This is a genomic window from Methylobacterium sp. CM6241, assembly GCF_054817845.1.
Genome location: NZ_CM139246.1, coordinates 733,304 through 757,661 on the forward strand (window position 1 = coordinate 733,304; position 24,358 = coordinate 757,661).

General features: G+C 60.1%; 28 protein-coding genes and 1 tRNA gene. 12 read left to right on the forward strand and 17 right to left on the reverse strand.

The window, feature by feature from the left end; translation table 11 throughout:
* Positions 1-100: 100 nt before the first annotated feature.
* From ACYQR9_RS03425 to ACYQR9_RS03440, 4 genes are all read right to left on the reverse strand, one after another.
* Positions 101-280 carry a hypothetical protein gene (locus ACYQR9_RS03425; protein ID WP_461228694.1) on the reverse strand — a complete coding sequence of 60 codons (180 nt, stop codon included), beginning with the start codon at positions 278-280 and terminating at the stop codon, positions 101-103.
* On the reverse strand, positions 277-570 hold the full coding sequence (locus ACYQR9_RS03430; RefSeq protein WP_461228695.1) for a hypothetical protein: 294 nt from the start codon (positions 568-570) through the stop codon (positions 277-279). The genes ACYQR9_RS03425 and ACYQR9_RS03430 overlap by 4 nt, the downstream gene beginning before the upstream one ends.
* Positions 567-1,913 carry a hypothetical protein gene (locus ACYQR9_RS03435; RefSeq protein ID WP_461228696.1) on the reverse strand — a complete coding sequence of 449 codons (1,347 nt, stop codon included), beginning with the start codon at positions 1,911-1,913 and terminating at the stop codon, positions 567-569. The genes ACYQR9_RS03430 and ACYQR9_RS03435 overlap by 4 nt, the downstream gene beginning before the upstream one ends.
* Before the next feature lie 62 nt (positions 1,914-1,975).
* Complete coding sequence (locus tag ACYQR9_RS03440) at positions 1,976-2,587, reverse strand: hypothetical protein (RefSeq protein WP_461228697.1); 612 nt, start codon at positions 2,585-2,587, stop codon at positions 1,976-1,978.
* A 1,035-nt stretch (positions 2,588-3,622) separates the two neighbouring features.
* Here ACYQR9_RS03440 and ACYQR9_RS03445 point away from each other — a divergent pair.
* Positions 3,623-6,025: a hypothetical protein gene (locus ACYQR9_RS03445; RefSeq protein WP_461228698.1), complete on the forward strand. Its 2,403-nt coding sequence runs from the start codon at positions 3,623-3,625 to the stop codon at positions 6,023-6,025.
* A 228-nt stretch (positions 6,026-6,253) separates the two neighbouring features.
* Here ACYQR9_RS03445 and ACYQR9_RS03450 read toward each other — a convergent pair whose 3' ends face one another.
* Positions 6,254-6,787 (reverse strand): Ros/MucR family transcriptional regulator, encoded by a 534-nt coding sequence (locus ACYQR9_RS03450; protein ID WP_461228699.1) that lies wholly within the window; start codon positions 6,785-6,787, stop codon positions 6,254-6,256.
* A gap of 384 nt (positions 6,788-7,171) precedes the next feature.
* On the opposite strand from ACYQR9_RS03450, the gene ACYQR9_RS03455 reads away from it, so the two are divergent.
* Both ACYQR9_RS03455 and ACYQR9_RS03460 read left to right on the forward strand, forming a co-directional pair.
* The gene (locus tag ACYQR9_RS03455; RefSeq protein WP_461228700.1) at positions 7,172-7,405 is read left to right on the forward strand and encodes a hypothetical protein; all 234 of its coding nucleotides are present in this window, start codon (positions 7,172-7,174) and stop codon (positions 7,403-7,405) included.
* A gap of 73 nt (positions 7,406-7,478) precedes the next feature.
* Entirely contained in the window at positions 7,479-7,799 is a 321-nt protein-coding gene (locus ACYQR9_RS03460) for a hypothetical protein (protein WP_461228701.1), read from the forward strand.
* A gap of 129 nt (positions 7,800-7,928) precedes the next feature.
* On the opposite strand, the gene ACYQR9_RS03465 is transcribed toward ACYQR9_RS03460, so the two are convergent.
* From ACYQR9_RS03465 to ACYQR9_RS03475, 3 genes are all read right to left on the reverse strand, one after another.
* Positions 7,929-9,404: a calcium-binding protein gene (locus tag ACYQR9_RS03465; RefSeq protein WP_461228702.1), complete on the reverse strand. Its 1,476-nt coding sequence runs from the start codon at positions 9,402-9,404 to the stop codon at positions 7,929-7,931.
* Between the two features lie 232 nt (positions 9,405-9,636).
* The gene (locus ACYQR9_RS03470) at positions 9,637-9,765 is read right to left on the reverse strand and encodes a hypothetical protein (protein ID WP_461228703.1); all 129 of its coding nucleotides are present in this window, start codon (positions 9,763-9,765) and stop codon (positions 9,637-9,639) included.
* Positions 9,766-9,850: 85 nt separating this feature from the next.
* Positions 9,851-10,321 (reverse strand): hypothetical protein, encoded by a 471-nt coding sequence (locus ACYQR9_RS03475; protein WP_461228704.1) that lies wholly within the window; start codon positions 10,319-10,321, stop codon positions 9,851-9,853.
* A gap of 514 nt (positions 10,322-10,835) precedes the next feature.
* Here ACYQR9_RS03475 and ACYQR9_RS03480 point away from each other — a divergent pair.
* The 5 genes from ACYQR9_RS03480 (at position 10,836) to ACYQR9_RS03500 (ending at position 13,980) form a co-directional block, all read left to right on the forward strand.
* Entirely contained in the window at positions 10,836-11,027 is a 192-nt protein-coding gene (locus tag ACYQR9_RS03480) for a hypothetical protein (RefSeq protein ID WP_461228705.1), read from the forward strand.
* Positions 11,028-11,290: 263 nt separating this feature from the next.
* Complete coding sequence (locus ACYQR9_RS03485) at positions 11,291-12,583, forward strand: Y-family DNA polymerase (protein WP_461228706.1); 1,293 nt, start codon at positions 11,291-11,293, stop codon at positions 12,581-12,583.
* Positions 12,584-13,126: 543 nt separating this feature from the next.
* Positions 13,127-13,507 (forward strand): hypothetical protein, encoded by a 381-nt coding sequence (locus ACYQR9_RS03490; RefSeq protein ID WP_461228707.1) that lies wholly within the window; start codon positions 13,127-13,129, stop codon positions 13,505-13,507.
* Positions 13,508-13,559: 52 nt separating this feature from the next.
* The gene (locus ACYQR9_RS03495; protein WP_461228708.1) at positions 13,560-13,769 is read left to right on the forward strand and encodes a hypothetical protein; all 210 of its coding nucleotides are present in this window, start codon (positions 13,560-13,562) and stop codon (positions 13,767-13,769) included.
* The gene (locus ACYQR9_RS03500) at positions 13,756-13,980 is read left to right on the forward strand and encodes a hypothetical protein (RefSeq protein WP_461228709.1); all 225 of its coding nucleotides are present in this window, start codon (positions 13,756-13,758) and stop codon (positions 13,978-13,980) included. Before ACYQR9_RS03495 ends, ACYQR9_RS03500 begins: the two co-directional genes overlap by 14 nt.
* Here the strand turns inward: ACYQR9_RS03500 and ACYQR9_RS03505 are convergent.
* The 4 genes from ACYQR9_RS03505 to ACYQR9_RS03520 all read right to left on the reverse strand — a co-directional run bounded on the left by ACYQR9_RS03505 (position 13,977) and on the right by ACYQR9_RS03520 (position 18,221).
* Entirely contained in the window at positions 13,977-14,186 is a 210-nt protein-coding gene (locus ACYQR9_RS03505) for a hypothetical protein (RefSeq protein WP_461228710.1), read from the reverse strand. The two genes, ACYQR9_RS03500 and ACYQR9_RS03505, sit on opposite strands and share 4 nt — an antisense overlap.
* 207 nt (positions 14,187-14,393) lie before the next feature.
* Positions 14,394-15,227: a phosphotransferase family protein gene (locus ACYQR9_RS03510; RefSeq protein WP_461228711.1), complete on the reverse strand. Its 834-nt coding sequence runs from the start codon at positions 15,225-15,227 to the stop codon at positions 14,394-14,396.
* 1,090 nt (positions 15,228-16,317) lie between these two features.
* Positions 16,318-17,781, reverse strand: a complete 1,464-nt coding sequence (locus ACYQR9_RS03515; protein WP_461228712.1) for a glycosyltransferase family 61 protein — start codon at positions 17,779-17,781, stop codon at positions 16,318-16,320.
* A gap of 161 nt (positions 17,782-17,942) precedes the next feature.
* A complete protein-coding gene (locus ACYQR9_RS03520; RefSeq protein WP_461228713.1) occupies positions 17,943-18,221 on the reverse strand; it encodes a hypothetical protein in 279 nt (92 codons plus the stop codon).
* A 244-nt stretch (positions 18,222-18,465) separates the two neighbouring features.
* Between ACYQR9_RS03520 and ACYQR9_RS03525 the strand changes: the two genes are divergently transcribed.
* Positions 18,466-18,729, forward strand: coding sequence for a hypothetical protein (locus ACYQR9_RS03525; protein WP_461228714.1), 264 nt, complete (start codon positions 18,466-18,468; stop codon positions 18,727-18,729).
* 72 nt (positions 18,730-18,801) lie between these two features.
* Here ACYQR9_RS03525 and ACYQR9_RS03530 read toward each other — a convergent pair whose 3' ends face one another.
* Positions 18,802-19,107, reverse strand: a complete 306-nt coding sequence (locus ACYQR9_RS03530) for a hypothetical protein (RefSeq protein ID WP_461228715.1) — start codon at positions 19,105-19,107, stop codon at positions 18,802-18,804.
* Between the two features lie 304 nt (positions 19,108-19,411).
* Between ACYQR9_RS03530 and ACYQR9_RS03535 the strand changes: the two genes are divergently transcribed.
* On the forward strand, positions 19,412-20,947 hold the full coding sequence (locus ACYQR9_RS03535; RefSeq protein WP_461228716.1) for a glycosyltransferase family 61 protein: 1,536 nt from the start codon (positions 19,412-19,414) through the stop codon (positions 20,945-20,947).
* A gap of 206 nt (positions 20,948-21,153) precedes the next feature.
* Here the strand turns inward: ACYQR9_RS03535 and ACYQR9_RS03540 are convergent.
* Positions 21,154-22,322 (reverse strand): IS3 family transposase gene (locus ACYQR9_RS03540; protein ID WP_461228717.1). Its coding sequence is split into 2 segments (ribosomal slippage): positions 21,154-22,058 and positions 22,058-22,322, totalling 1,170 coding nucleotides; the frame shifts between segments, so codons are not numbered across the junction.
* Between the two features lie 296 nt (positions 22,323-22,618).
* Here ACYQR9_RS03540 and ACYQR9_RS03545 point away from each other — a divergent pair.
* A tRNA-Met gene (locus ACYQR9_RS03545) sits at positions 22,619-22,692 on the forward strand.
* Between the two features lie 3 nt (positions 22,693-22,695).
* Here ACYQR9_RS03545 and ACYQR9_RS03550 read toward each other — a convergent pair.
* The gene (locus ACYQR9_RS03550) at positions 22,696-23,070 is read right to left on the reverse strand and encodes a helix-turn-helix domain-containing protein (RefSeq protein ID WP_461228718.1); all 375 of its coding nucleotides are present in this window, start codon (positions 23,068-23,070) and stop codon (positions 22,696-22,698) included.
* A 24-nt stretch (positions 23,071-23,094) separates the two neighbouring features.
* Positions 23,095-23,349, reverse strand: coding sequence for a type II toxin-antitoxin system RelE family toxin (locus tag ACYQR9_RS03555; protein WP_461228719.1), 255 nt, complete (start codon positions 23,347-23,349; stop codon positions 23,095-23,097).
* 195 nt (positions 23,350-23,544) lie between these two features.
* Here ACYQR9_RS03555 and ACYQR9_RS03560 point away from each other — a divergent pair, with 195 nt between their 5' ends.
* Complete coding sequence (locus ACYQR9_RS03560) at positions 23,545-23,790, forward strand: hypothetical protein (RefSeq protein WP_311274821.1); 246 nt, start codon at positions 23,545-23,547, stop codon at positions 23,788-23,790.
* Positions 23,791-23,901: 111 nt separating this feature from the next.
* Here ACYQR9_RS03560 and ACYQR9_RS03565 read toward each other — a convergent pair whose 3' ends face one another.
* Positions 23,902-24,108 carry a hypothetical protein gene (locus tag ACYQR9_RS03565; protein WP_461228720.1) on the reverse strand — a complete coding sequence of 69 codons (207 nt, stop codon included), beginning with the start codon at positions 24,106-24,108 and terminating at the stop codon, positions 23,902-23,904.
* Positions 24,109-24,358 lie beyond the last annotated feature (250 nt).

A 24,358-nucleotide genomic window follows, 5' to 3' on the forward strand; every position in this document is an offset into this window, starting at 1 on the left:
ACCTGTCCCTGTTTCCATTCCCTGATTCAAGCGGTTGTGATGCCACCGTACAGCGACGTCGTTAAGAGGGGCATGCCTCGCAGCGCCTGAGTTCCACAGTTCAGAGCGCCACCACATAGACCGCGACGAGGACAGCGGCGGTAATGACGTTGCCGCGCCCTGCCTCGTGGCCGGCACGCTGCAGGACGCCGCGGCGCCAGCGGCGGGCCCGGCCAAGGAACCGGGCGATGTCGGAATAGCCGAGGGCGACGGCGGCGCGCATGAAGAGACGGAGCTTCATCGTGTGATGTTCTGCTGGGAGATTTCGCGATCGGAGTCGGAGCCGCGGAGCCAGACGACCTGGCTGCCATGATGCTGTTCGGGTGCACCGAGGGACGGTTCGGCATCGCCGCCGTCCTCAAGGTCTTCGTCGCCGTCGAGGCCGTCGAGGATGGCAATCAACCGGTCGGCAGCATCCATGGCAGCCACGGCGGCCGCCTCGATCTCTGTGCGGATCATCGCCGGGGAGGGACGAGAGATTTGCGCCGCTGCGGAGCGCGGGCGGAAGATGTGGACGTTGCTCATGGTCATGCCACCGCCGCCTGAACGTCACGGGCAAAGGCTGCCGTTTGGGCAGGGTCACCGTTGTCGATCACAGCTCGCGCGATGACACTCAGCCGTACATCTGCCTCCCAAGGTGTCACCGGCTTGCGTCCCTCGGCCTCGCTTTCGCAGGCTTCGACCATGCGCACGCACTGACCCAAGATTCGCTCGACGAATACGCCGGCCGGCTTGTCCCCTCCCTCGTAGGTCCAGCACCGCGGCTGGCACTTCAGTGCGTGGCAAACGCCGTGGAGCAGATCTGCGACGTCATGGAGGGAGCGAAGCTCGGGGAGTGCGATTGCCGCAATGTCGGGTAGTGATGCCGGCTCAACCAAGGGAATGGCATCGTCGGTCGCAGCCCCCTGAACCGCGTTATGGATGTCGAGGCAGAGGCGCCCGTCGATCCCGTAGCCGTCCCTGGGCATTCCACGTTCCCAAAGTTCGGCATATCCGATCCAGGCAAGGGCAAGTGCCTTCGCAGGGGCATTCTCGCGCGAGGCTGGTAGGGCCTCAGCAGCGTCAATCAGTTTATCCCTAAGTTGAGCGTGGCGCTCCCACTCTGCTTCGTCGACGCGCCCGGCCGAGGCTGAGTTGGTTTTGGACCATTCAGCCCACCCGGCCAGTATCTGGCTCACGAGCTGAGGCGCGACTGCACCGTGGCCTATACGATGATCCTTCGCAGCCTCGAACACCGCCTCGGGCCGGAACGCCAGATCGTATAGAGCGTCGAGCCGGAGATCCCAGCGAAGGCCATCCTCCAGAGGGCGGTTGGCCTCCTGGCCAGAGACGGACTTCGCCTTGAAAGCCCGACTCTCCTCCTCCTTCGCCACGAGCCACATGCGGTGCGCCATGAACCCGATCCACCGCGCAACCGGCTCATGGTGGACCTTGCCGGTCACATCCTCGAAGGCGATGTTGCCGTCCCCAGGGATGAACTCCGTTGAAATCGCACGCTCTGGGTCAGCGGCGCGGGCCAGCTCATCCAGGCGGAGGCGTCGCCGCGCGCGGTCGAGGGCACCCGCCAGATCGGGGCCGGTCAGCCCATCTGCATATTCCTCTGACCGGCGAGCGAAATGGGTCGAGGCCACGTTGTGGAGGCGCTCGGCCTCAAGGCGTAGGTACTTCTCGATGCTGATGAAGCTGACAGGTGCATCAACCGGGTAGGGTAGACAGCCTTCAGGCGGATCGCTCCAATCCGGTTCCGGCTCGGCCTCGATCGGTTTGACGGGACGGATCACTCGGACTGCCGATGCCCTCAGGGAGGCTGCACGCTCGCGGAGGGTGGGTTTGTCGGGATCGTGATGGACGAGGCGGGCGAGGGGATTTCGCATGGCTTGACCTCTTGGGGGCTTGTGGCTTTGCAGGCTTGTGGGCAGGCGGCCAGGAAGGCAGATCAGGCGAGGGTGGCGAGGCCGACGAGAAGCGTCCCGCCAGCGACGAAGGCGACGGCAGCCAGGGCCTCGCCGAGGTAGTCGAGTAGGCGCGGCGCGCGGACATGGGCGGTGTCCGGCCGGACGGGAGCCACGGCCTCCCATGGCTCGATTGATCCCGGCATCATCTCGGCGGGGAACTCGGCGAAGGCCGGGCCGTCGTAGCGGGAGGCCGGCCGAGAAGCGGCAGTGAGGGCGCGCAGGACCGGGGCGACCTGGGAGCGCGGCATGTCGCTGGGCGGGAAGTCGAGCTGCAGGCTGCTGGCGAGGCCGGCGGCGCAGGCCAGCACCGGGGCGTCCGTGATGGCATCCTGCTCTATATGCCAGCGCAAATGCCGAAGCAGCGCGATCGATCCGAACTCCGTGACGCACGGGGTGGTGAGGAGGCGGCCGAGGGCTGCGCCCATCTCGGAGAAGGCAGCAGCGCGCCGGTGAGCGGAGGACACCTGCCAGGCCGTCCAGGCTGCGTCGCGGGCATCGATCGCCGCCAGGATGGGGTCGGCGCGGAAGGGCGTCCGCTCGACGGCGCGGGGCGTCAGAGGCTGGCTGAAATCGGGGATCCGGACATAGGTCATCGTTCGGGCTCCAGAGGGCTCGTGGTGGCAGGGCTGAGGAGGGGGGCTGGCTACCCGTTGGAATCCCCAAGGGTAGAAGGTATGAACAAGGCTGCGCTGGTTGTTATCAGCGTCAGACTTGTTATAATACCAATGCCTTGGTTTCGTCAACAGGGCGCTTGTTATAAAAACAACCGAGGGCCTGATGCTATCGACCGGGAACCAGTTGCGGGCCGCCAGAGGGCTCGTTGATATGGATCAAGTCACGCTCGCTGAACGCTCGGGCGTCAGCGCGAACACCATCCGGTCTATGGAGGGGAAGAGGGCAAGCACGCTGACGAGCGGTTTCGATACTGTCAGGGCTGTTCAGGCAGCTCTCGAAGCGGCCGGCGTCGAGTTCCTAAACCATGGACGACCGGGCGTGCGGTTGGCGGCGCCGGCCGATGGTGGCCGGTGAAGGCCGAGCTGGAGTTCACCCAGCAGAGTACAGATGGTGCCCACATCCGGTTCTGGAAGCGGAAGTCTGCCGACCCGATCTCGGGTACCCCATAAATGGCACCGCTTTTTAATCAGCAGAGGAGTGGCCGAAAGAGAAACGCGTTGAGACGCGCGGCATAAAAGCCCTATTTTCGAGGGCGACACGCCGCGCGAATACAAGGACAAAGGACCGCTGGCAACAACGACGAGAAGTGCGACGGCCACGACCATGTTTTCGCGGTCGAATGCGTCGCATGGGCCAAGATCTGCCAGCGTGACAGGATGAACGTGCTGTTCCTCTTATCTTTCCCCCTCACATGAGGAATTTCACGTTAAGTCGATTAAATCGTTATTTTGCAAATAATATTCCGCATAAAAATAAATATCTTTTGCCAAAAAGTATTAGTATCAAATAATATCTCAATACTCACATTTTATTATTTGTTCTTCTCAGTATGCCTCTGTATGCTCGAATGAAGCATGATTGCGAACTGAGCGGATGCGAGTTCGTAGCAAGCGAGCGCAGTACGTTCGAGGCCATTGCAATTGTCGATACGGCGATAAATTTGAGGTGGTATCGTGACCGGGACATTCGATGGCGCCACCTACAATGGTGATGACACTGACGAAACCGTCGTTGGCACGAATCTTTACGAGATCCTGTTTGGAAAGGGCGGAAAGGATTCGTTGAATGGGGCCGGCGGCAACGATGTGATCTACGGTGGTAGCGGTACCGATTTGATCCACGGCGGCACTGGTGACGACTACTTGTTTGCCTTCGCCAATGAGCGATGGAGTCCCGGTATCGATGGCGATAAGCTCTATGGGGATTCGGGTAACGACCTAATTGTTGCGGGTGTTGCCCGAACTTCACTCCGGGGCGGCCTCATCGACGGTGGCGCTGACGATGACACGGCCGAGATCTATGCGTCCAGCGACAGCAGCCAGACCGACAACTCTGAAACAATGACGTTCACGCTCACTGCGGCGACGTCAGGTAGTTACGTCCGCGTCGGCTCCACGAACATGCTTCTGGTCAAGAACGTTGAGCATCTGTCCTTCTTCGGCAGCTACGAGAAGGACATCGTCACCGGCGGAGCCTCGTCTGATGTCATCCAAGGTGGTGGGGGTGACGACGTGCTCAAGGGCGGAGCGGGTGATGATTATCTCGACGGTGGGTCTGGGTTGCAGGATCTCGACGGTGGTAGCGGCTTCGACATCGCCTCGCTCAACCTCGCGGATGCAACGGAAAGCCTTTCGTTGATAGCCGGCGGCACAATCGCAATCGGCGCGCACGGCACGCTCACCGGCATTGAGGGCTTCGCGGCCATCTATACGGGTTCAGGCTCCGATAAAATCGCGGTCGGGTCAGTGAAAGACTTGCCACCTGATGACGGTACTGCAGATGGTTACAAGTTCACTACCTCCGTCGATGCAGGCGCCGGCGACGACGTCATCACAGGTGGAAATAGACGAGATACTGTCTATGGTGGAACCGGGGCCGACAAGATAAAAGGCGGCGATGGTAACGACAGGCTCTACGCGGAGGCCGGTCAGACCTACGAAGTCGCCGGCAGAACGTCGAATGATGTTCTGCAAGGCGGCAACGGCAACGACGTGCTGGTCGGCGGCTGGGGCCGTGATCGTCTCTACGGCGATGCAGGCAATGATACGCTGACCTATCAGGTCAACGGCACCGACAGCTTTGCAGATACGTTCAACGGAGGGGCAGGTGACGATACGCTTGGCGTCAATGGCACTTCCGGCGCCACCACGATCGAACTGATCCTCGGTGCCAGCACGGCATTGAAATTCGACGGGATAAGCGTCCTCACCGCAACATCGGTGGAGGCGGTTACGTTATCCAGTTACAGCAATGGAAAAATCACCATCACGGGCGGCGATCTGACCGATTCCATCCGCTTGTACGGCCCCAGCGACGACACTGTGAGGACGTTTGGCGGCAGTGACACGATCTACGCCAACGGCGGTACGGACATCCTCGATACCGGGACCGGGGACGATGTCGTTGGCGTAAACATTGGCGGCAAGGACATCGTCCGGACAGGAGCCGGCAACGACACCCTTACTGTTGTCGACGACACGTTCGAGGCTAGCCGCCGTACCGCGCTCTACGATGCCGGTGCCAATGACGATACGGTGATCTTCCGGGCCACCGAGGGCGGATCCTTCGACGGAACCTACGTGCGCCACGGTACGACGATCGTTGGTAGGATCGTCAATTACGAACATCTGACCTATGTCGGGTCCAGCACCGATACGACCTTTGCCGGCACGGAACACGACGATACGCTCTACATGGGCCGGGGCAACGATACCGCGAGCGGCGGAGTTGGCAACGACATCATTCGGGGTGGTGCGGGTAGCGACACGCTGGACGGCGGCCTCGGCAAGGACACGCTCGACTACAGCGACAAGGTGGGATCGTTCGATGGAACCCTGGCGCCCAACCTCGCTATCACCTTGAAGACGGCGGCTACATCGAAAGTGATCGTTAGCTCGACGGAAACTGACTCAATCAAAAACTTCGAGAACGTCGTCGGGGGGCACGGCAACGATGCAATTACCGGTGCGTCGGATGCCAATGTCCTCGACGGCGGCGACGGCAGCGATGTCCTCAAGGGCCTGGGCGGCGCCGACACCTTCGTGTTCTCCACCACCCTGAAGTCGAGCAATGTCGACACCATCGTCGATTTCTTCGCTTCCACGGCCTCAATCCACGACACGATCCGGCTCGACGACGCCATCTTCGGTGGATTACCGCTCGGCGACCTGGCCGGTACCGCCTTCAAGGATCTTTCCAAAGGCGCCCTCGATGCCGACGACCGCATTCTCTACGACCACCACACCGGCGTGCTCTCCTACGACGCCGATGGAAGTGGCACGGCCAAGGCGGCCCTCCAGTTCGCGACCCTCGCCAACAAAGCGGCCCTGACTCATCTGGATTTTGAGATCGCGTGAAGGGATTGCGACCTGCTGATGAGTTCTCGTCTCAACCCGGGCCAGTCGCCTGACCGTTGGGTTGTCCGCCCGCTAACCGATGCGGACCATCCTCCCGTCGAGTCAAGTTGCGTACCGGCTCCACGTGAGATGGACGACCCTCCCCGCCGGCCCCGTGATGAGATCGGGGGGCGGGGTTAAGTTCGCCCCCAATCAACCTAGAACGCGCATGGCGTCGCCCAAGCCTCTTCAGGCAGCGACAGCAGTCTTGCGAGGCCGACCGGCCTTCTTGGGCTTGTCAGGAGCCTGAGCGGCCACTTCAACAGCAGCCTTTTCCGGAACAGCGGCCTTCGCCTTTGTCACGCCTTTACGGAGCTTCCCAAGTCCGAGCTCCTTGGCGAGGGCGGACCTTGCAGCCGAGTAGCCAGCCGACGTCATAGGGTAATTGGCGTGTAGGCCATGCTTCGCACGGTAAGCCTCAGGAGTCAGGCCGCGGATCGTCAGGTGCCGCTTCAGCGTCCTATAGGGCTTGCCATCTTCGAAGCTGATCAGCGCATCCGGTGTGATGGACTTCTTAATCTGAGCCGCCGTGGCCTTCTGAATTTTATCCGCCTCCGCCGCGGCAGACCCACCGCTGGTAAGGCCGCTGAGGGCGGCGTGCACGCTGCTTAACAGTTCGTGCAATGAACCTACCGCGACTGAGTTGTTGGAGACGTAGGCGGCGATGATGTCGGCCGTGAGTTCGATGTGGTTATCTTGGTATTCTTTATTGCTGTCGGTCATAGTGATTTTTCCGTTTATCAAAAAAGATCCCATAGGGCGCTTTCGCGCGCTTTCACAACAGGACGAACTAAATAGTGATCAAGAAAACCAAGCAGTTGACAGATTTTTGAAGTGAGAAATCCCACCCGACACGTTGTCACATGGCGTATCCCCGGCAATCTTGGTCGACTTGGCGAGGGGCAACTCGCTGCCAACACGCCATTCGGCGCATTTCTGATTAGGGTGTAGGGGTAGGCAAAGAAGGAAGACCCCATGCCGTGCGGAACGATCCTGCTAAAGCGCTCTGCACTTCTGGCACTTACCGTGGGCAGCCTGTGGCTACCTTCTGGCACCGCTTCGTCTCAACCGTCGCCGAACGCGTCCGACGCAGATCGGGATAAGCGAATGGAGGCCATGCATCGGCAGCAAGTCGAGAATTCGGTAAACCAAGCGAAGAAGGACAAGGACCGCGACGCCCGCACCGACCGTCTATCGAAGTCCGTTTGCATTGGGTGCGGCGGAGATGTCGTTCCGTTCAATCCGTCCGGCGGCGTTGCAAAGAAGGAACCGCGCAAGGCTCGGGCAGCGAAGCCCCGGCGTATCGATCCAGCAAAAGCGGATGGCGAAAGCGTTGATTGACGAACCCGACCACCTAGAGAGCTCCGCCGAGTTGCCATACGGATCAGATCGAACTCTCGCACAGTGACAGTCAATGGCAAAGCTAGCTTTCAATTTGATGCTGGAGGAGCCGCGCGAGACATACATTGTCACCAGCGCGGCCCTGATCGTCGGAAGGATCGATTGTATTCAAGCCGAACCTGTGGCGGACCAGCAGTGGGCATGGGCAATGCACCTCGATATTGGTGTGGCGCCATTCCGGCGAGGCGGGAATGGCCGCTCTGCTGACGAGGCGGCATCGAAGATGCGTGAGGCTTGGGAGGATTGGAAGGTCTGGGCCGGGCTGCAAGACGTCGATGGAGCCGAAGGCACCGTGACAGCGGCCGTTCAGATGCCCCTCAAATCGTTGACGTAGAGCATCGCATTCGCTGTCCGGCCGGCCGCTGCAACTCATCGGGCTGCGATCGAACTTCTCAGCACAGCAAAAGGCCCGGCCGGATCACTCCGTGCCGGGCTTTCGATCATATCAGGGCCACGGATGATATTAGATTAAATCGATTCCGTTGTGAGGCGGTATCGGCTTAAACAGAAGATCCTTTAATGCTATCGAATCATGAACGATGATCTTATTAGATAATTCTACCCCGGCAAAGGTAACAACGGAGTTGCCATTTTCTAAGATATCGATCCGAACATCTTCGGCGGAACTTGCAACGCCGGAAACATCGAAAAAGTCCTGGCCAGACGTGAATTTATAGACGTTATCCCGCCCAAATTCCTTCTGGAACACAAAGACATCGCGGCCGTCGTTGCCGAACAGCTTGTCACCGCCCGTGCCACCGTCGAGGCGTGAAGATAGTACGAGGCTGTTGGGATCCGATATGCCCGCCTTCAGCGTGTCGCTGCCGGCGTCACCGTATAGGTTCATGTTTCCCCCGATGCCTCTCAGGGTATCCTTGCCGTCTCCGCCATGGAGTTCCGAGAAGACATTGACAATGCCCACGATACTGCCGCCCTTCAGGACGTCATCTCCACCACCGCCGTTGATGTAGTCGTTGCCCTTGCCGCCGACGATCCTGTCGGCAGCGTCGGTGCCCGTGATATGGGTGGGAGTGATATCTTTGAAGCCCGTGCCGTAGGTAAACGCATTCCGCGAGACGATTGTCACGCCTTCCTCGATACCTGTCAGGTCTAGGCTCGCGCCGTCGGAAACGTAGACCCTCTCGATGCCGCCGAAGCTATCGTGACTGCCGAACTTGAAGGTATCCTGGCCCTGCAGGAACAGCTTATCGACGCCTTCACCGCCGTGAACGATGACGCCGGCCATGGCCTGAGTGATCACCAGACGATCGTTTCCGTCTCCGCCGCGCAGCGTATCCGCACCGCCATAGCCGCGAAGAGTGTCGTCGCCAGTTCCGCCCCTCAGGACATTGGCGTTTGCGTCGCCCATCAGAATGTCGCTGTGGTTGCTGCCACCGAGATTCTGGATGTTGACGAAGGTATCACCCTGGGCATCGCCGTTCGAGGCGGTGTTGGCTCTCAGATTGACGATCACGCCCATGCTGGATCCTTGATAGCTGGCGGTATTGTTGCCTTCGCCACCATTCAGGATGTCCGCACCACTTCCACCAATCAGATGGTCGTCGCCGCCGTTCCCAAAAAGCTCATCATCGCCAAAATTGCCGTACACCAAATCAGCGCCGCGACTTGCATTGATAATATCGCCACGTCTACCGCCAATGATCTCCATTTCATTTTGCGCAGTTGTATAATCTAGGTAATATCCTGTTGTATTGAAATCAAGAAGCTTGCCGGTCGAATCAGTAAATGCATTTATATCTTGATCTGCATTGTACTCTGTAAGCCCGATCGTGTTTTCTACTTGTGTGAATTCAACTTCTTTTACGTCAATAAATCCATTTGGTGTCGGCACGCTGCCGACCGGGGATAGTGTGTAAAAACCCTGTTTGTCATTTGTGGAATTATAGCTTCCACCAACAGTATATCGGAACGTGCCCACGATATCTCCCCTCACCCAACGCCGCGAGGGATTGATCCGCGCTTGCGCCAAACATTGCCCCTCTGAGACAATCTCAGCCGGTTTGAGGACCAGAGGCGCTATCGCGACCCGACATGCAATGGCGGACCGCTACGTACCCGCCGAAAGAATTGTCGGAGCGTCTCACATCGGTCACCCGACGCGCGATGTACACAAAAAGCTGGTATATCTGGCTAGATCTGGTTCAGATTTACTATCCATCCTGCTTGGCCCGCACCTCCGCCAACTCCCGCCGCAGTGCCTCGACCTCGGCGTGCAGCTCGCCGGCATCCACGGCCAGCTCGACGCATTGGTCATGGACCTCCGCGAGCAGAGCGCGCAACTCGGCGTTCTCGGCCGCCAGGGCGAGCAGGAGGATATCGCCGGATACGGCTGGGCTCCTGGGAGTAGTCGAAGCCAGCCGCCCATCAGACGGCGGGATATGCCTTCGTGTTGTAGTGGAAGCGCGTCACCGCACTGTCCCGCAGTTCGTTCGGGTACTGCTCCGCATAGTGCCGAACGGCGATCAGGCACAGGTCCAACATGTCATACTGCCGGCCGTCGTGCTCGATGTGCCTGCCCCCGCGGTCGTCGAGCCGCAGGTCTGCCCATAGGCTCCCGAAGCCCGAGACCAGCCGCTCCGGGTCGGAGCCAGCCGCCATTGGCGGTGCCTTCCCATGCGTCGCCTCGCGGTGCTTGGCGGCATTGCACATCCGGTCGAGAGCTACGAACGGGAGGCCGAGGGCGGCCTTTCCATTCGTGCGGGCCGTTGGGCTGAGATAGTCGCCGAGATGGTACGAGACGATGCAGGCCAGATAGCCGCGCCGCCTGCTCGGATCCGCCATGAACTCACGGATCGTCGGCTCGACGATTTCGTCGGCGAACTCGCGTGCGGTCATCGTCACAATGAGCCTGCTATCGCACGTTCAGATAGGCGCTTGCTACCTGCAACAGGGCAGCGAGGCCGGCACAAATTGCAGCTTGGGCACTGCGCCTCGACTGAAGATCTAGAGCGATGTCACGGCGGGAGCGAACAATGCCCCTAGCGTCCTGCTGCATGCTGCCGTCGGATGGCAGAACGATCGCAGCCGACCGAAACCAAAGCGCAGCCGCTCCCAGAGCAAGCATCCCTGAACCTATTCCGCAGATGTCGCTCAGAGCCATCACATCTCGTTACCGTTGACTTAACAGCGCTGCCCGGCCGACATGCCAGGATCGGCTTCGTCTCGACCTATCCGATCCGTGAGCCGGCGTCCGGGGAGATCACCGCGGCGCCCGCCACCCCGCCGCCCTCGCCTCCTCCTCCGAGCAGAACATGCGCTCGCCATCTTCTCGCTGATCCGGGTCCGGTCATAGTCGCGCGATCCGGGGACGTGGAAGACCTTCTCGCCTTTCCGGCTGATGTTGCCCTTGATGGCGCAGCCCCCGGACTGGATGGCCGGCTGCGTAGGTGCTGGCGAGGGTATGGGACCATCCGGGCCGCCGGGAGCTGCGAACCCCATCGTCATCGCCCGCTCGCCCTTGCGCCAGTCCCCCGGCGTCGTGAAGGACCCGGCCCATATCCCGAGCTTCCCCGCCTTCGTGGTGTCCTCGGCCGGGACGTAGTCTTGCGAGTACCGGCGATAGGCGACGGCATGGCCCTGCGCCACCAGCTAACCGTTCAGGTCCTCCGCGCCCTTCCGGCAGACCGCGACGGTGCGCCCGCACTTGTCGGTGTACCTAGGGTCGCAGGAGATGGGCGTGGAGCCGATCCGGTCAGCCAGCGCGAGGGCACGGCCTGTCCGCATCGGAACGCCTCCCCTGCCCTGTCTTGGCAGAGCTGTCCGCTCTCCGGCGCATCGATCCCGTGGAGCCGGATACGGGTGCCGATGAACCGGGCTTTCGCGCTGATCGACGGCAACAGCTTCTACTGCTCATGCGAGCGGGTGTTCGACCCGAAGCTCGCCGGCGTGCCGGTGGTCGTGCTGTCCAACAACGACGGCTGCGCGGTGGCCCGGACCGCCGAGGCCAAGGCGCTCGGCATCAAGATGGGCGAGCCCTGGTTCAAGATCCGCGACTTATGCAAGCGTGAGGGCGTGCGGGCGTTCTCTTCCAACTACACCCTCTATGGCGACATGAGCGCCCGGGCGAACGCGGTCTATCGCGACTTCTCGCCGGCGGTGGAGATCTACTCCATCGACGAGAGTTTCCTCGATCTGTCGGACGTGCGCGACGATCGGCGCCTCGAGCTCGCGCGGGACCTCCGCGCGACGGTGCGGACCTGGACCGGGATTCCGACCTGCGTTGGGATCGGGCCGACGAAGACGCTGGCGAAGCTCGCCAATCACATCGCCAAGACGATCCCGGATCTGGGTGGTGTCTGCGACCTCTCGGACGAGGACGAGCGAGCGGCGTGGCTCTGCCGCATCCACGTCGGCGAGGTTTGGGGCATCGGCCGTGCCTCGCTGGCGAAACTGGAAGCTATGGGCGTCGACTCCATCGCCGATCTGCGCGACCTCGATCCGCGTCCCGTCCGCAAGGCGATGACGGTGGTGGGAGAGCGCATCATTCATGAGCTGCGCGGCGTATGCTGCCTGCCGCTCGAGCTGATGCCGGCCCAGCGGAAGGGCTGCGCCGTCACGCGCTCGTTCTCCAGCCGGATCGAGGACCGGGCGACGATGGAGCAGGCGGTCGCCGCGCACGCCACCCGTCTCGGCGAGAAGCTGCGCCGGGGTGGGCTCGGCACGACTCACGTCTCGGTTTTCTACCACACGTCGGAACATGACCGCGGGGACCCGATGCGCTCGGTCTCGACGACCGTCACGCTGCCGGAGGCGACGAACGACACGCTGGCCCTGATCAAGGCTGCGCGCGAGGGTGTGGCCCGCACCTGGCGAGAGGCATCGGGCGACCGGCCGTGGCGCTACAGTAAGGCCGGCGTCATCACCACCGATCTCAAGCTGCTCGAAGACACCCAGCGGGCCCTAATTGGCCAGCTTGACCGCGAGCGTAGCGCGCCGCTGATGGCGGCGATGGACGAGTGTAATCGGCGCTTCGGACGCGGTGCCGTCGTGCCGGCCCGGGCAGGCATGGAGAAGAGGCGAACCTGGTCGACGAAGTTTGAGATGCGCAGCCCGCGCTACACGACGCAGGTGTCCGAGCTGCCGACCGCTCACGCCTGACCCTTAAGGTGCCGGGCCGCCGCGCGGAACGCTCCACGAACCTTTGCAGACCGTGGACCGGAACGTGGACCGAATGAGTGTATGAAGCGGTCCACATGGACCGGTTTCGATGACTGAAAAGCCAATGAAATCAATGCTTGCGCTATAGCGCACCACGTTCGGGACGTGGGGGTCGCAGGTTCAAATCCTGCCACTCCGACCAATACTTAGCTCGGTTTCTGATAGCTGCCCCGACAGTTATCCCGACAGAAACCCGGCAAACCAACTCAGGACGAGCGGATAGGAGTTCGGCTTAGCGCCGCTTTCGCATTGCGTCTGGGGGTTCGCGAGTGTGAAGAAAGCATGGCATGCGGATTAAGGATCACGGTCCCAACCCAGGTCTAGGTGTCGCGATTGCGATCGCCATGGTGGTGACCATCGCGCTCGGGTTCATGTTCGGGCTTATTGGTTGATGCTGTTGTACCGCCGCCGGTGACGCTCCGGGCGTAGCTACCCTGCGCCACCTCCCCTATCCCGTCCGGCCCATCACTGCCGCTGGGCCTCATGTCAGCTTCACCAGCCTTCAAGATCGAACCGAACTCCCCGCAGGCATGGCGTGAAGCCTTCCTCAACCTGAAGCCGAGCGTGGTGTCCTGCTCTGGGCTGACGCCTACCAGCTGGCCGGCTATTCATGCTGCGTCCCTGGATTTCCTCGACAAGCATGCCGACGAGGCTGGCCGGCTTGGCTGGACGACGCTGCAGCTTTTTGGCGTGCATTCTGACCTCGGCGTGATCCGCTCCGACTTCTGCGGGGCCATGGTCCTGAGTGGCGATCTCGTGACCGAGGTTCATCCCGACTTCATCCGCTTCGCGCGGACGCGGTACTTTCGGTACGTGCCGGGCCGGCCGACGGGCGCGGTGCCGATCTGGACGAAGAGGCAGTAGGCGGCCCAAAGTCCTGCGCTATCTCCTCGCGGGCACCGCCAGGAACCCGATCATGAGCACCGAACGCGCCGAGGGATACATCGAGGCTTTGGCCGGCATGAGAGCAACGATCCAGCGTCGGATCTACGAGCCCGACATCACGAACGACGGCAAGCTCGAACTCCTCGGTTTGCTCTCGATGTTGGACGATATGCTGAAAGGCGGGACGCCTCCTGAGGATCATGACAACGATGCGCCGGAGCCGCTGAGTGGCAGCTCCTGAGCGCCCCACGATCCGCTTTCCCCTTCGCATCACCGAGGTAGGCGAGGCCATCGCCGTGCTGGACGCGGTGGGGACGAATTGCGCCTATCTGTACTACGAGTACGAGCCGATCCGCCGGCAGAGCACGAAGCGCGTCACGCGGGCTGAGGCCGTGGAGATGGCGAAGGTGATCGCCAGGGCGTTGACGGCGGAGTTTGGTGGTGAGCGCTAAACCGGCTCAGCCACAGTCGGCAGGCCCAGCCATTCCAGTGCGGCGTCGAAAGATCTGAAAAGACGCTGCCGGATCGTCCCGGCGTCCTCAAGCAGCGATACCCGCCAACTCGACTTGCCTTCCTCTCGCGCCAGATTGCCGACGACCTCGCCACCCTGGATCAGATGATGCTCGTCCGGTCCAATGCGGTAAAGGCTCAGGGACATGACTTCCTGACCGGCACCTCAATCGTCACCAGCTTGCCCGAGATCGGAGCGAAAACGGTGAGCGTCATGGCGGCCTCCGGGCGTAGTCCGAAAGATGCTGGGGGAATGGTTAAGAAATCCTAACGCTGATTTCCCTCACTCCCCCGCACCGGGCTTCGGCTTGCGCTCGCGGCGCTCGAGTTCGGCCGAGGGCGGTGTGACCATCCTTCATATGAGATGCGCGAACTGAGTTCCGAGCTCTGAAGCTTCTGCCTGAATTTCATGCTCATTCGTAGCAACCTGACCGGAAAGGCGAGCAACAAGCATCGGCAAACGCCAAGCCATGACATCCTCCCTGCTAATCATGCTCAACCGGCAATACTGCCAAATATAAAATTCAGCTAGAGCTTTGCGGATAATTCTACTTGCCGCTCTCCTTAGCGTACGAGTTTTGCCGACGCGCCCGGATCGGATGATGAGGTCGGTACGGGCGACATCTGCCGCAGGATGCCCAGATGTCGACTTCTCCCAGTCTATGACGACCAAGCCGTTAGAGGTGTGCAGAACATTCTCCGGGTGGAGATCCCCGTGACAGAGCCTGTCACCATCCGGTAAGCGGTCAAGAACCGCAAGGGTCGTTTGTTTTAACCAGGGCGGCACCCGCGCTCTCAAGACTTGAATGCGGATCGCATCTTGCTGGCTTGGAAGCGGCGGTTTCCCAACTTTATGAATGCTGTGCTGAATATAAGCAAGCTGCCTTAAAGCACCCAGCATTCCAAGGGGGCTTCTATTATATTGCTCCAAGACTGTCTTGCCGTGAATATGCTCAAAGATAACGCCAGTTCGTCCATCTCGCTCGATAATACCCAAAGCAGCCGGGACACGCAGGCCATGGGAATGGGCAAATGACGTTGCGGCGAACTCCTTCTCCGCAAGACTCTTCCCCCATTTTGCTTTGTAGAGCTTGATTATTCGCCCGGACCTATCGGCAAAAACTTCCGCGCTGCGTCCTTCGCCCACACGATCAGCTTGCTCAAAAGCGATTTCTTGCGTCGCCGACATGTCAATCCAGCTCAAAGCCCCCTCGGCGCCAAGCTAGGAGTTAGGATCAACGATTGTGAGTTGGCAATCCATGCTTGGTTGCGAAGACTTCCGGCGTCGGCTTGATGTGCTTATGCGCACCCCCTTCAACGAAAAACCCGCCGCGGCATGGGCCGGGCGGGTGAAAGGCATATGGCCATTAGGCTGCGTTCATCAATTTGGCGTATGGCTTCACCAAGGCGCCGGCTCAAGGCTTTTAAAACTGCCCTGCCGAAGGCCCCTTGGACAAAAATGATGACGTTTAAAATGCTCTCAGCAGTCGCAGTGCTGGCAAGCGCCATTGGCGTCGGCACCGCCGCTCAGGCTGCACCGATCGCTGCCGCACCTATTGCGGGCCTCTCGGAGGATGGGTTTGTAACGAATGTCGCCGGCTATTGCGGCCTTGGATATTACCCGGATCGGTTCACCGGCCGCTGCCGTGGTAACGGCTCAATCAACCATGGAGCGGGACGCCGCTATGCTCCGGCCTATCGCCGTCCGTATGCTCGTCCGTATGGACGCCCCGCTTACGGTCGTCCCGCTTATCGCGGCTACTGATTAACAGACACCGCCGAGCCAAGGTGCAATAAGAAAACCCCGCTCCGGTTCTCACCGGGCGGGCAAGGTCGGGCTCCAGGGCCAGTCGCCCCGGAAAGGCACGCTTCGCTTGGGCCGCCCGAAATGAAAAGCCCCGCCCAGCCGAAGCTGAACGAGGCCCTTTCGTGCTCTTAAGGGGCCGTTAGATCGTCCACAACCGACGATTTCGGGCTTACTCGGAACCACCCTCACTCGATTTCAGCAATTCGCGTTGAGTCTTGCGATCGGCCTTGCGAGCCTCGATCTTAGTCGAGCGGCGGGCAGTGATGCGCGCCTGACGCTTTGCTTCGGCCTTCTCGGATCGAACGACCGCTGCTGTTTCGCTGATTGATAAGTCTCCTGGTTTAACGCAGGACGAAAACGCCCTTTTCGAGCGGAGTTGTAGAAATACATCCCGCTCATTTGGAATGCAACCCGCAAACCGAAGGACCCAAAACCCTACGTGTCGTGAGCCGAGTAAGCAGTGCTTGGGGCATCAAGTCAGGTGTTTGGGAAACTCTTTTCCGTATAGATATTCCCAAAAAGCCTTCACATCCAATGACCAGCTGTCGTCTTCACCAATTTGAGGCTCAAGCCAAGCGCGGTAATTGTGCCCTCGCAATAGGCTCAATCTTGCATAATTAAATCGCAGCTTATGTGTGCCATCGCTAATGGGAAGTATTTCAGTCACCTTCGTTCCAGGTGAGCACATGATTAGGTGCGACAGCCCGGCTCCATGTGGAGCAACGATTTCCGTAGCCGAAAGAGCTATGAAGAACTGTTGCCAGAGTGGCATCCCGGTAAATGAGACGATTTCATAATCGTCGGCAGCCAGAAGCGCCTCGATTTCCTTTTCATTTGACATAGGACGCCGCTTCGCATCGCTACGTGAGATGTAGATCCTCTCTGAAGCTACGAGGGAAGCGTCTTCTGCCCTCTCCATGACATACTGTTTTATCTTGTCAAAGATTGGGGATACCTGATCCCAGTACATCATACCCTCGAAACCAACGCGCGGCACGATGAGCTTTTCGACATACTCGGGCCCCCCGATGGGGCAAACTAACCCACCGATGCCTACCAGCTTTAGCGTCTCCGCCTCGAACGGTGAGGCTCGATCGCTCAACAAGATTGGCAATACCGCATCGTCTCGGTCAACCATCCATGAGAACGCAGCAAGTCTGTCAACGAGCCAATGGTAGATGCCGCGGGTTTCTTTGATCCCAAACATTGCCGTATAGTGATTTGGAACATCGCCTTGTTTCACCGCGACAATAGGCTTTCCAGTTGTTTTTATAATAGCACCGTCTTCGCGCCAAATCTGGCCATGACGATCCACAAAGACGCTTTTGTATTCACGAAGCACTGGCTTCTTTGCTTTTGAAAGCGTAGCACGAGTACGCTCCATAGCGAGATCAAAGGCTGCTAGATGCCTCGGAGCCGTTCGCGAGCCGAGCTTGGCAACTGCGCTGCCTAATAAGGCGGGATCTGATTTTCCGTTCGGAAACCGGAATTTTGATGGTGTCGGTTTGATCTCGGCGCCCCCCTTTAGCGCCGAGACAATGACCGCTTTTATTTCATTCTTGAGAGTTTCATCTTGCGTATAGGCGATTATGCGGCGCGCCTGCTTAACGAAAGCAGGATCAGTCTGCAGGTCGGGATTGGCCTGAATGGTTTTCCAGGCGAGGTCACACCGCTCAGAGGCGACGAACGACCGCGCAAAAGAGTAGCGATGGGTCCGATCCCAGCGGCTGGACAAAGCTATGTCAGCCGCTCGCCTGAGTGCATTCTCCTCGGAGAGATCGAAAGCCGCCGCGATGTACGCGTTCAGGATATGATGGCTCTGAAGGAGGAAGGCGTCATCGCCTCCCCATTCGAGGATTTGCTGCCATTTCCCGTGAGAAGTGGCCTGGCGCGCATCCGCCAGGGTTGCCAACGAAGGCTTGCCATTTGTGGCCATTGGAACCGTGATCCTGTTTGCCAACGCGTTGCCTCGCAATGCCGCAAGCGCGAAGGGTTCGCAATCCACGAGGCCTGCAGAACATGCGAACGAAAAACCCGCCACAGCGTGAGCCGGGCGGGTTGATGGCGTTAGGGGATGCCTAGGCGGATGCAGTTGGCTCAGTATCCGTAGCGTCGAGCGCGACGGTAGTTTTGATCCTGACGGCGCAGGTGTGCGCCATAGCGGCGATCCTGTAACATCTGACGGCGAACACGCTTCCGATACATGTGCTGCGGAGAATGGCCATAACCGGACCGGTAGCCGTACTGGACCGTTTCAGCCGCTGCGGGCTGCTCCAACGAGGTGGCGTTGGCGGTTAAGGGCGCGGCCTGAACGGTAGACGTCAGGCCAGCACAAACGAGCGCAGCGGCGAGTGCGATGGAGCGCAGGTCTTTCATCGGGTATCCTTCCTTGTGGGTAGGACGGATGCATGTAGGCCGCTGAAGCTTGGCTTCAACAAAAAACCCGCCGCGGCGTAAGCCGGGCGGATCAAAAACCATTCTCGCAGAAATTCATCTGCACGCCACGATAGGGTTGGAATGAGCTAAGTCTCGTTTGAGTTAGGGGCGCTCTCAGCCACCTCGTCCGCGTGCTTCGCTTTACGCAATTTTCAAACTGAGACACTACCCCCGAGGAGGCACAATGGAGAATTGGAAAGATGGTGTGGACCCTGCAATCTTCCGCCTCAACAACGGCGCCGACGACAAAGTGCTCATGCTTGAAGATATATCTGCAATGCACCCAACTGGCGGCCGCGTATTACTGGAAAAGGAATCACAGTATCGTGCTGGCATGAGGGGCGGGTTTCTATACTGTCACCTTGGGGGTAACAAATACAACGAAGCCGTCATATTGCCCACTGACTTAGCGAAGGTTCGCATCGTACGTAATCCGCCTGTGGTGTGAAACGAAAAACCCGCCGCGGCGTGAGCCGGGCGGGTGAAGGACTTTAGGATATGTCAGGGTGGATGCGGCGGCCTAGTACCCGTAGCGGTAGGCGCGACGGTAGTGCTGCGCCTGGCGACGCAGATGCGCATCGTAGCGCCGCTCATGAAGGAATTCGCGACGAATGTGTTGCCGGTAGCGGTGCTCCGGCGAGTGGCCGTAGCCGTAGCCGTAGCCGTAGCCGCCACCGTAGCCATAGCCGCCGCCGTAGTACTGCACGGTCTCGATTTTTGGCTGCGGGGCATCATTTACCCCGGCGATAGGCATAGGCGCCGCTTCGGCGATGGAGGCCAAGCCGACACAGGCCGCGATCGTCAAAAGGATCTTGCTTGAACGCATCCGCACGATTGCCTCCCTGAATTTCAACGACGCGGTTATGGGCTTCGCAAAATGAACGTTGGATTGCCGAGGCTGTCGCGCTCAACCACGTTCTCGTGAGGCGCGAGAACGAAATCGGCCCCGCCCAGCCGAAGCTGAACGAGGCGTGGGGAGATGAGGAGTCAGACGGTGTGCCTGGAATGCATCATAAGACACCCTGAATATTAGCGCGACGCAAAATTAACATTCGATGGTTGTGTTGCCCCTGCGATTTCGATCAATCTCGCGTGATCTCACAAATTCGTGACAATGCGGGGCTTACGGGATGGGCGCGGTTCTTTCTGAGCAGGAGCCGGACGAGGTGCCCACCGCGGAGAGTGCCAGCCCGAGCCACCGACCTAGTCCTGAGGTGCGCAAGGTAATGCGGCAGGCGCAGGCTCTCGCCGCGCAGGGCCGCTGGCGTAAGATCATTCAGATCGCGGAAGTGAGCAATTTCGCAGCGCGACCCGAAATTCTCGAGTTTCGGCTGCGCGCCGCCATCGAGCTCGATGACAAAGACGAGATAGGGCGATGCCAGCCTCTGGTCATCGCGGTGGAAAGCGAGGCCTATCGAGTCAAGCTGGCTTCGACTTTGGTCAACGCCCATCTGCCGAACGAAGCAGCGGCGATCATAGGCTCACTGCCGGCTGATTTCAGGTCGTCTCAGGCGTCGAACGTCGTCCGCCGCATCCGAGCGACAACCAAGGATGCAACAGCCCTGAAGCAGGTCCGGCACCTCGTCGCTCCGCGCCCCAAGAAGAAGATGGGCGCCGACGAGGTGATCCGGCACCCCGGCGACGGCGACGATTTCGCTATCCCAACCTCCCAGATGAAGACCGTGGCGCTCGAAGGCGTTGGCCCCTCCTTTGAGGCTTACATCCACGATCTGTGGAGGCTGTTCGAGAAGCGGATGGAGCGAAAGCCTTATCCGTTCGTGCGAGAGTTCACGGACGTCTTCGTCAACCAAGAGGGACGGATCTGGACGCTCGATGGAACGGACCTTCGTGCGTCCAGCGCTCCGAAGGAAGAGATCGCCGATCCGGCATCTGTGCCGAACATAGACGAAGCCTACCTCTGCATCGGCGGGAGCAAGGGCTATTACGACTGGATCGCCGATCGAGTTGCGAAACTGAGCTGGTGCTTGGCGCCCGAAACGCCGGACTGCCCAATCCTCGTCAGGAAAGAGCAGCGTGGCCTTGCCTTGGATGCGCTCGGCACCTTGGGCGTTCCAGCAGACCGGATTGTTGCCCTTGAGGGTGTCGTATTCTGCCGGAAGCTGTACCTCGGAACCTCGTCCACACAGGCCATGACCCGGAAGGCGGCGTATCACCATACCTATGGGCGACTGATCGAGGAGGCGGTGAAGAGGAACAATGGATCGACGCCGCGCCGCTTCTATATCTCCCGGCGCGACACTCCTCGTCGGGCCATGCTGAACGAGCTGGAGTTCGAGCAGGCGATGGCCGCCAATGGCATCGTGCCGGTGGTTCTGAGCAAGCTCAGTCTCATCGAGAAGGTCGACCTCTTCCACCATGCCGATGTCGTCGTCAGCGCCCACGGCGCCGGCCTAGCGCACCTCGTGTTCGGTAAGCCCGGCCTGCAGGTGATCGAGATGATGCCAGCGGCGATGAGCCAAGTGACTCAGATGAACATCAGAACCTGCTTCTCGATGATATCGAGGGCATTCGGGCTCGACCACACGATGATCCTGTACCCGGCAAACCCGACTGTTTCCAATTGGACCGCCGACGGCGCGCTCATCAAGAGCGTTCTGGAACATGCCGGCTCTTATGATGGGGCTGTGGCTCGCGCGGCTGAGTAAGAACATCGGAACAAAAAACCTGCCGCGGCGTGAGCCGGGCGGGTTTATGGATCATGCCGACTCAACGCTTTCAGCCAGATCGCCTGGGTTCTCGCCGAACTGGCCTAGGTCGTGGTGACGATTTAACTATTTGAGCCATATGGCGATAGCAGCGATTTTGACGAAGCCCATGTGGCCTGCCCCCATGCAGTGGCCCAAGTTCGAAGTTAGTGCATCGTCGGTCGCGTGACGATGGCGGGGTGAGCGAGCGGCGCTGAGCCACTTGGTTCCGTTGGCCAGATAACAACCTCTGGTGCAGGTGGCTGGTAGCCCAGCGACGAGTGCAGTCGGATAGTATTGTAGTCTTTCCGCCACTGCTCGATGACGACACTGGCTTCCTTGAGGGTGTAGAACACCTCGCCGTTGAGGAGTTCGTCCCGCAGCTTCGCGTTGAAGCTCTCGCAGTACCCGTTCTCCCATGGACTGCCCGGCTCGATGTAGGCGGTCACTGATCCAACCGCCGCGATCCAGTCCTGAACAGCCTTGGCGATGAACTCCGGCCCGTTGTCCGAGCGGATGTGACCGGGCACCCTGCGAAGACTGAACAGGTCTGTGAGCACGTCGATCACATCCAGCGCCTTGAGCTTACGAGCGACCCGGATTGCCAAGCACTCGCGGGTGAACTCGTCGATCACATTCAGCATTCGGTACTTGCGCCCGTTGTGCGTGCGGTGCTCGACGAAGTCGTAGGACCAGACGTGGTCGGGGTGCTCCGGTCGTAGTCGCAGGCAGGAACCGTCGTTGAGCCAGAGACGCGCTCGCTTCGGTTGCCGAGCCGGGACCTTGAGCCCCTCTCGTCGCCAGATCCGTTCGACCCGCTTCACGTTTACCGTCCAGCCGTCACGCTGGAGCAAAGCCGTGATCCGACGGTAGTCGTAGCGCCCATACTGCAGAGCCAGGGCGATGATGGCGGCCGTCAGAGTGGCCTCGTCCTCGACCAGGACGGCGACCCTGCGTTGCGTCGAACGATGCTGAACCAGGACACGGCAGGCGAAACGTTCGGACACACCGTGCTCGGCAACGACGTAGTCGACACAAGCCCGGCGGCGAGCCGGGCTCAGAAGTTTCCCGATGCGGCCTCCTTGAGGATGAGCTTCTCCAAGGTCAGGTCGGAGATCGCCCGACGAAGGCGTTGGTTCTCCGTCTCCAGGGACTTCAGCCGTTTGACCTGGTCACCCTTCAGGCCGCCGTACTCAGAGCGCCAACGGTAATACGTAACCTCTGTTACCTCGATGGACCGGATTGCTTCGGCAACCTTGCGACCCTGTGAGACCAGAACATCCACTTGGCGCAGCTTGGCAACGATCTCTTCAGCCGTATGCTTCTTCCGTCCCATGACAACATCCTCCACATGGCTCAAAGCCATACCTTAGGGAGGACCACTTTTCAGGGGGCAGGCCAGGATGTAGTCGGCGAAGTCCTCCTCGCGGTATCCCTCCGGCGGCTGGATCGGCAATCCGTTCGGATCACCGCGACAAGAGCCGCAGCCACAAGAATTCGCCCGGTCATGACGTTCCCCAATGCCGCGTGCATTGGCGGCAAGCGGTTGTGCCGGTACCGCGAATGCTACGCAAGACTTGGACACTGCCGCGCGATGCGTAGCTGTGAACTGTTGCACGGAAACTTCATCGACGTGGCGTAGCGCAGTCCGGTAGCGCGCCAGGCTCATAACCTGGAGGTCCTCGGTTCGAATCCGAGCGCCGCAACCTTCATCCCACCAGATCATCGATCGTCAGCGATAGCGCATCGGCAATCTTCCGGAGGGTGTCCACGGTTCCCTCACGCTTTCCCGTCTCGATCTGAGAGAGGAACGGCTTTGCGATACCGGCCTTCTCGGCGAGCTGCTTGGCAGACATGCCGCGATGCTCGCGCCAAACGCGGACACGGTTCTCGCCATCAAGAAGGCGGTCTACGATATCGGAGGGGATTAGCTCCTCCTCACCAGAGGCGAGACGCTTCTCAATGCGGTCAAATGCAGCGTTGTCGGCGGCATCCTCGGCTGCAGCGACAAGGGCGGCATATTCAGCCTCAGGGATGAGCACGAGGCGTTCCCCTGCAGGGGTGACGATGGTCTGGGCGTTCATGGCGTCTCTCCTATCCAAGGTCGTCTAGTCATAAGCTCCCCCTCTCGGAGCAACCCTCAGAACGGCGACGACCTCGCCGTTTTCGTTGAAGAGGACGCGCCAGTCTCCAACGCGAAGACGCAGGCGGTTCTCGTGGCCTTGCAGCGTCTTGACGTTGTTCGCCAGCGACTTGGGGTCCTCGGCGTACTGTTTCACCTTTGCGCGGATCAGCTTGGAGACGTTGGCCGGCGTCCGGCTCAGCGTCTTGATCGCTTCCTTGGTATAGGTGATCTGGCGCATGCTGATTATGTAGCAGATCGCTATCGATCAAACAATAGCAAAGTGCTAACTTACGTCCGCGAGGCCTAGCATGTAAGGCAGGTCTGACCGTGTCTCGCGTGGTCAAAGGGCTGGCGGCCATCGGAGGTGCAACGGTTCAGCCCAAGTCAGAGTTCTTTACTTCGACCCCAGCATCTGGGGTCGAGGGAGCAGAACATGATCGGACGTTTTGGGTTGAGCCTCATACTCGCGACCGCTGCGGCCAGTGCCGCGATGGCCGCACCGATGTCCGCTGAGGACAAGGCCGCTTTACAGATGCAATGCGCTGGCGACTTCACGACCTTCTGCGCCGGCATGCCCCCTGAGGATGGTCCCGAGACGCAGGCTTGCTTCCAAAAAAACATGTCGAAGCTGTCGCCAGGATGCCAGAACGCGATCCAGGCCTACAAGAAGAAGGGCTGACCTGGTCGGTAGGCGATCCTACGCTTCCTATATCCGTCCTTCGGAAGCAGGCGTCGTTTGATCAACCGTTGACGCCATCCAGGAAGGGCAATGAGCTCCGGGCTTCTGCTACTAGGCACGCTTCCTACTGATGCCACCGGACATGCCCTCGCAGCAGCAGCTGCCCTTCCTGGCCTTCATCCCGCTATGGCCCATCGCCATCGAGCCTTTGCCGCACATCGGCGCCTTACCCTTGGCTCCGCCGCAGCAATCCATTGCCAGCGTTGGGGCCGAGCCCATTACGACCATGGCAGCGGCCATCAGAATCAGCTTCTTCATGGAACTCTCCTCCTCGTTGATCCCTGGCTTACCAGCCCATACAGCGCTGGCGGAAGTGGCCCATCGCACGGCAGGTAGCGATCACGGCAGAGATCGAGTTCGGCAACAAGTTCGGATGTGATGCAGGCCAAGCGCACGCGCTCCCTGGATGACGGGCTTCAAAGTGCGAAGCCTACGAGATTTCCCCTTCACCTATCGGCCTGCGCTGGGCGCAATCAGGTCTCCAAAGCCTCAGATCAGGGTTCGACTC

What these genes read in the sequence shown, in the direction of transcription:
- ACYQR9_RS03455 (WP_461228700.1), top strand. Translation starts at nt 7,172, where the DNA reads ATGGAGGCCATGCATCGGCAGCAAGTCGAGAATTCGGTAAACCAAGCG.
- ACYQR9_RS03480 (WP_461228705.1), top strand. Translation starts at nt 10,836, where the DNA reads ATGGCGCAGCCCCCGGACTGGATGGCCGGCTGCGTAGGTGCTGGCGAG.
- ACYQR9_RS03555 (WP_461228719.1), bottom strand. Translation starts at nt 23,349, where the DNA reads ATGCGCCAGATCACCTATACCAAGGAAGCGATCAAGACGCTGAGCCGG.
- ACYQR9_RS03430 (WP_461228695.1), bottom strand. Translation starts at nt 570, where the DNA reads ATGACCATGAGCAACGTCCACATCTTCCGCCCGCGCTCCGCAGCGGCG.
- ACYQR9_RS03475 (WP_461228704.1), bottom strand. Translation starts at nt 10,321, where the DNA reads ATGACCGCACGCGAGTTCGCCGACGAAATCGTCGAGCCGACGATCCGT.
- ACYQR9_RS03505 (WP_461228710.1), bottom strand. Translation starts at nt 14,186, where the DNA reads ATGTCCCTGAGCCTTTACCGCATTGGACCGGACGAGCATCATCTGATC.
- ACYQR9_RS03535 (WP_461228716.1), top strand. Translation starts at nt 19,412, where the DNA reads ATGGGCGCGGTTCTTTCTGAGCAGGAGCCGGACGAGGTGCCCACCGCG.
- ACYQR9_RS03490 (WP_461228707.1), top strand. Translation starts at nt 13,127, where the DNA reads ATGTCAGCTTCACCAGCCTTCAAGATCGAACCGAACTCCCCGCAGGCA.
- ACYQR9_RS03440 (WP_461228697.1), bottom strand. Translation starts at nt 2,587, where the DNA reads ATGACCTATGTCCGGATCCCCGATTTCAGCCAGCCTCTGACGCCCCGC.
- ACYQR9_RS03525 (WP_461228714.1), top strand. Translation starts at nt 18,466, where the DNA reads ATGGAGAATTGGAAAGATGGTGTGGACCCTGCAATCTTCCGCCTCAAC.
- ACYQR9_RS03450 (WP_461228699.1), bottom strand. Translation starts at nt 6,787, where the DNA reads ATGACCGACAGCAATAAAGAATACCAAGATAACCACATCGAACTCACG.
- ACYQR9_RS03495 (WP_461228708.1), top strand. Translation starts at nt 13,560, where the DNA reads ATGAGCACCGAACGCGCCGAGGGATACATCGAGGCTTTGGCCGGCATG.
- ACYQR9_RS03560 (WP_311274821.1), top strand. Translation starts at nt 23,545, where the DNA reads ATGATCGGACGTTTTGGGTTGAGCCTCATACTCGCGACCGCTGCGGCC.
- ACYQR9_RS03550 (WP_461228718.1), bottom strand. Translation starts at nt 23,070, where the DNA reads ATGAACGCCCAGACCATCGTCACCCCTGCAGGGGAACGCCTCGTGCTC.
- ACYQR9_RS03485 (WP_461228706.1), top strand. Translation starts at nt 11,291, where the DNA reads ATGAACCGGGCTTTCGCGCTGATCGACGGCAACAGCTTCTACTGCTCA.
- ACYQR9_RS03510 (WP_461228711.1), bottom strand. Translation starts at nt 15,227, where the DNA reads ATGTCGGCGACGCAAGAAATCGCTTTTGAGCAAGCTGATCGTGTGGGC.
- ACYQR9_RS03460 (WP_461228701.1), top strand. Translation starts at nt 7,479, where the DNA reads ATGGCAAAGCTAGCTTTCAATTTGATGCTGGAGGAGCCGCGCGAGACA.
- ACYQR9_RS03530 (WP_461228715.1), bottom strand. Translation starts at nt 19,107, where the DNA reads ATGCGTTCAAGCAAGATCCTTTTGACGATCGCGGCCTGTGTCGGCTTG.
- ACYQR9_RS03515 (WP_461228712.1), bottom strand. Translation starts at nt 17,781, where the DNA reads ATGGCCACAAATGGCAAGCCTTCGTTGGCAACCCTGGCGGATGCGCGC.
- ACYQR9_RS03565 (WP_461228720.1), bottom strand. Translation starts at nt 24,108, where the DNA reads ATGAAGAAGCTGATTCTGATGGCCGCTGCCATGGTCGTAATGGGCTCG.
- ACYQR9_RS03425 (WP_461228694.1), bottom strand. Translation starts at nt 280, where the DNA reads ATGAAGCTCCGTCTCTTCATGCGCGCCGCCGTCGCCCTCGGCTATTCC.
- ACYQR9_RS03520 (WP_461228713.1), bottom strand. Translation starts at nt 18,221, where the DNA reads ATGAAAGACCTGCGCTCCATCGCACTCGCCGCTGCGCTCGTTTGTGCT.
- ACYQR9_RS03435 (WP_461228696.1), bottom strand. Translation starts at nt 1,913, where the DNA reads ATGCGAAATCCCCTCGCCCGCCTCGTCCATCACGATCCCGACAAACCC.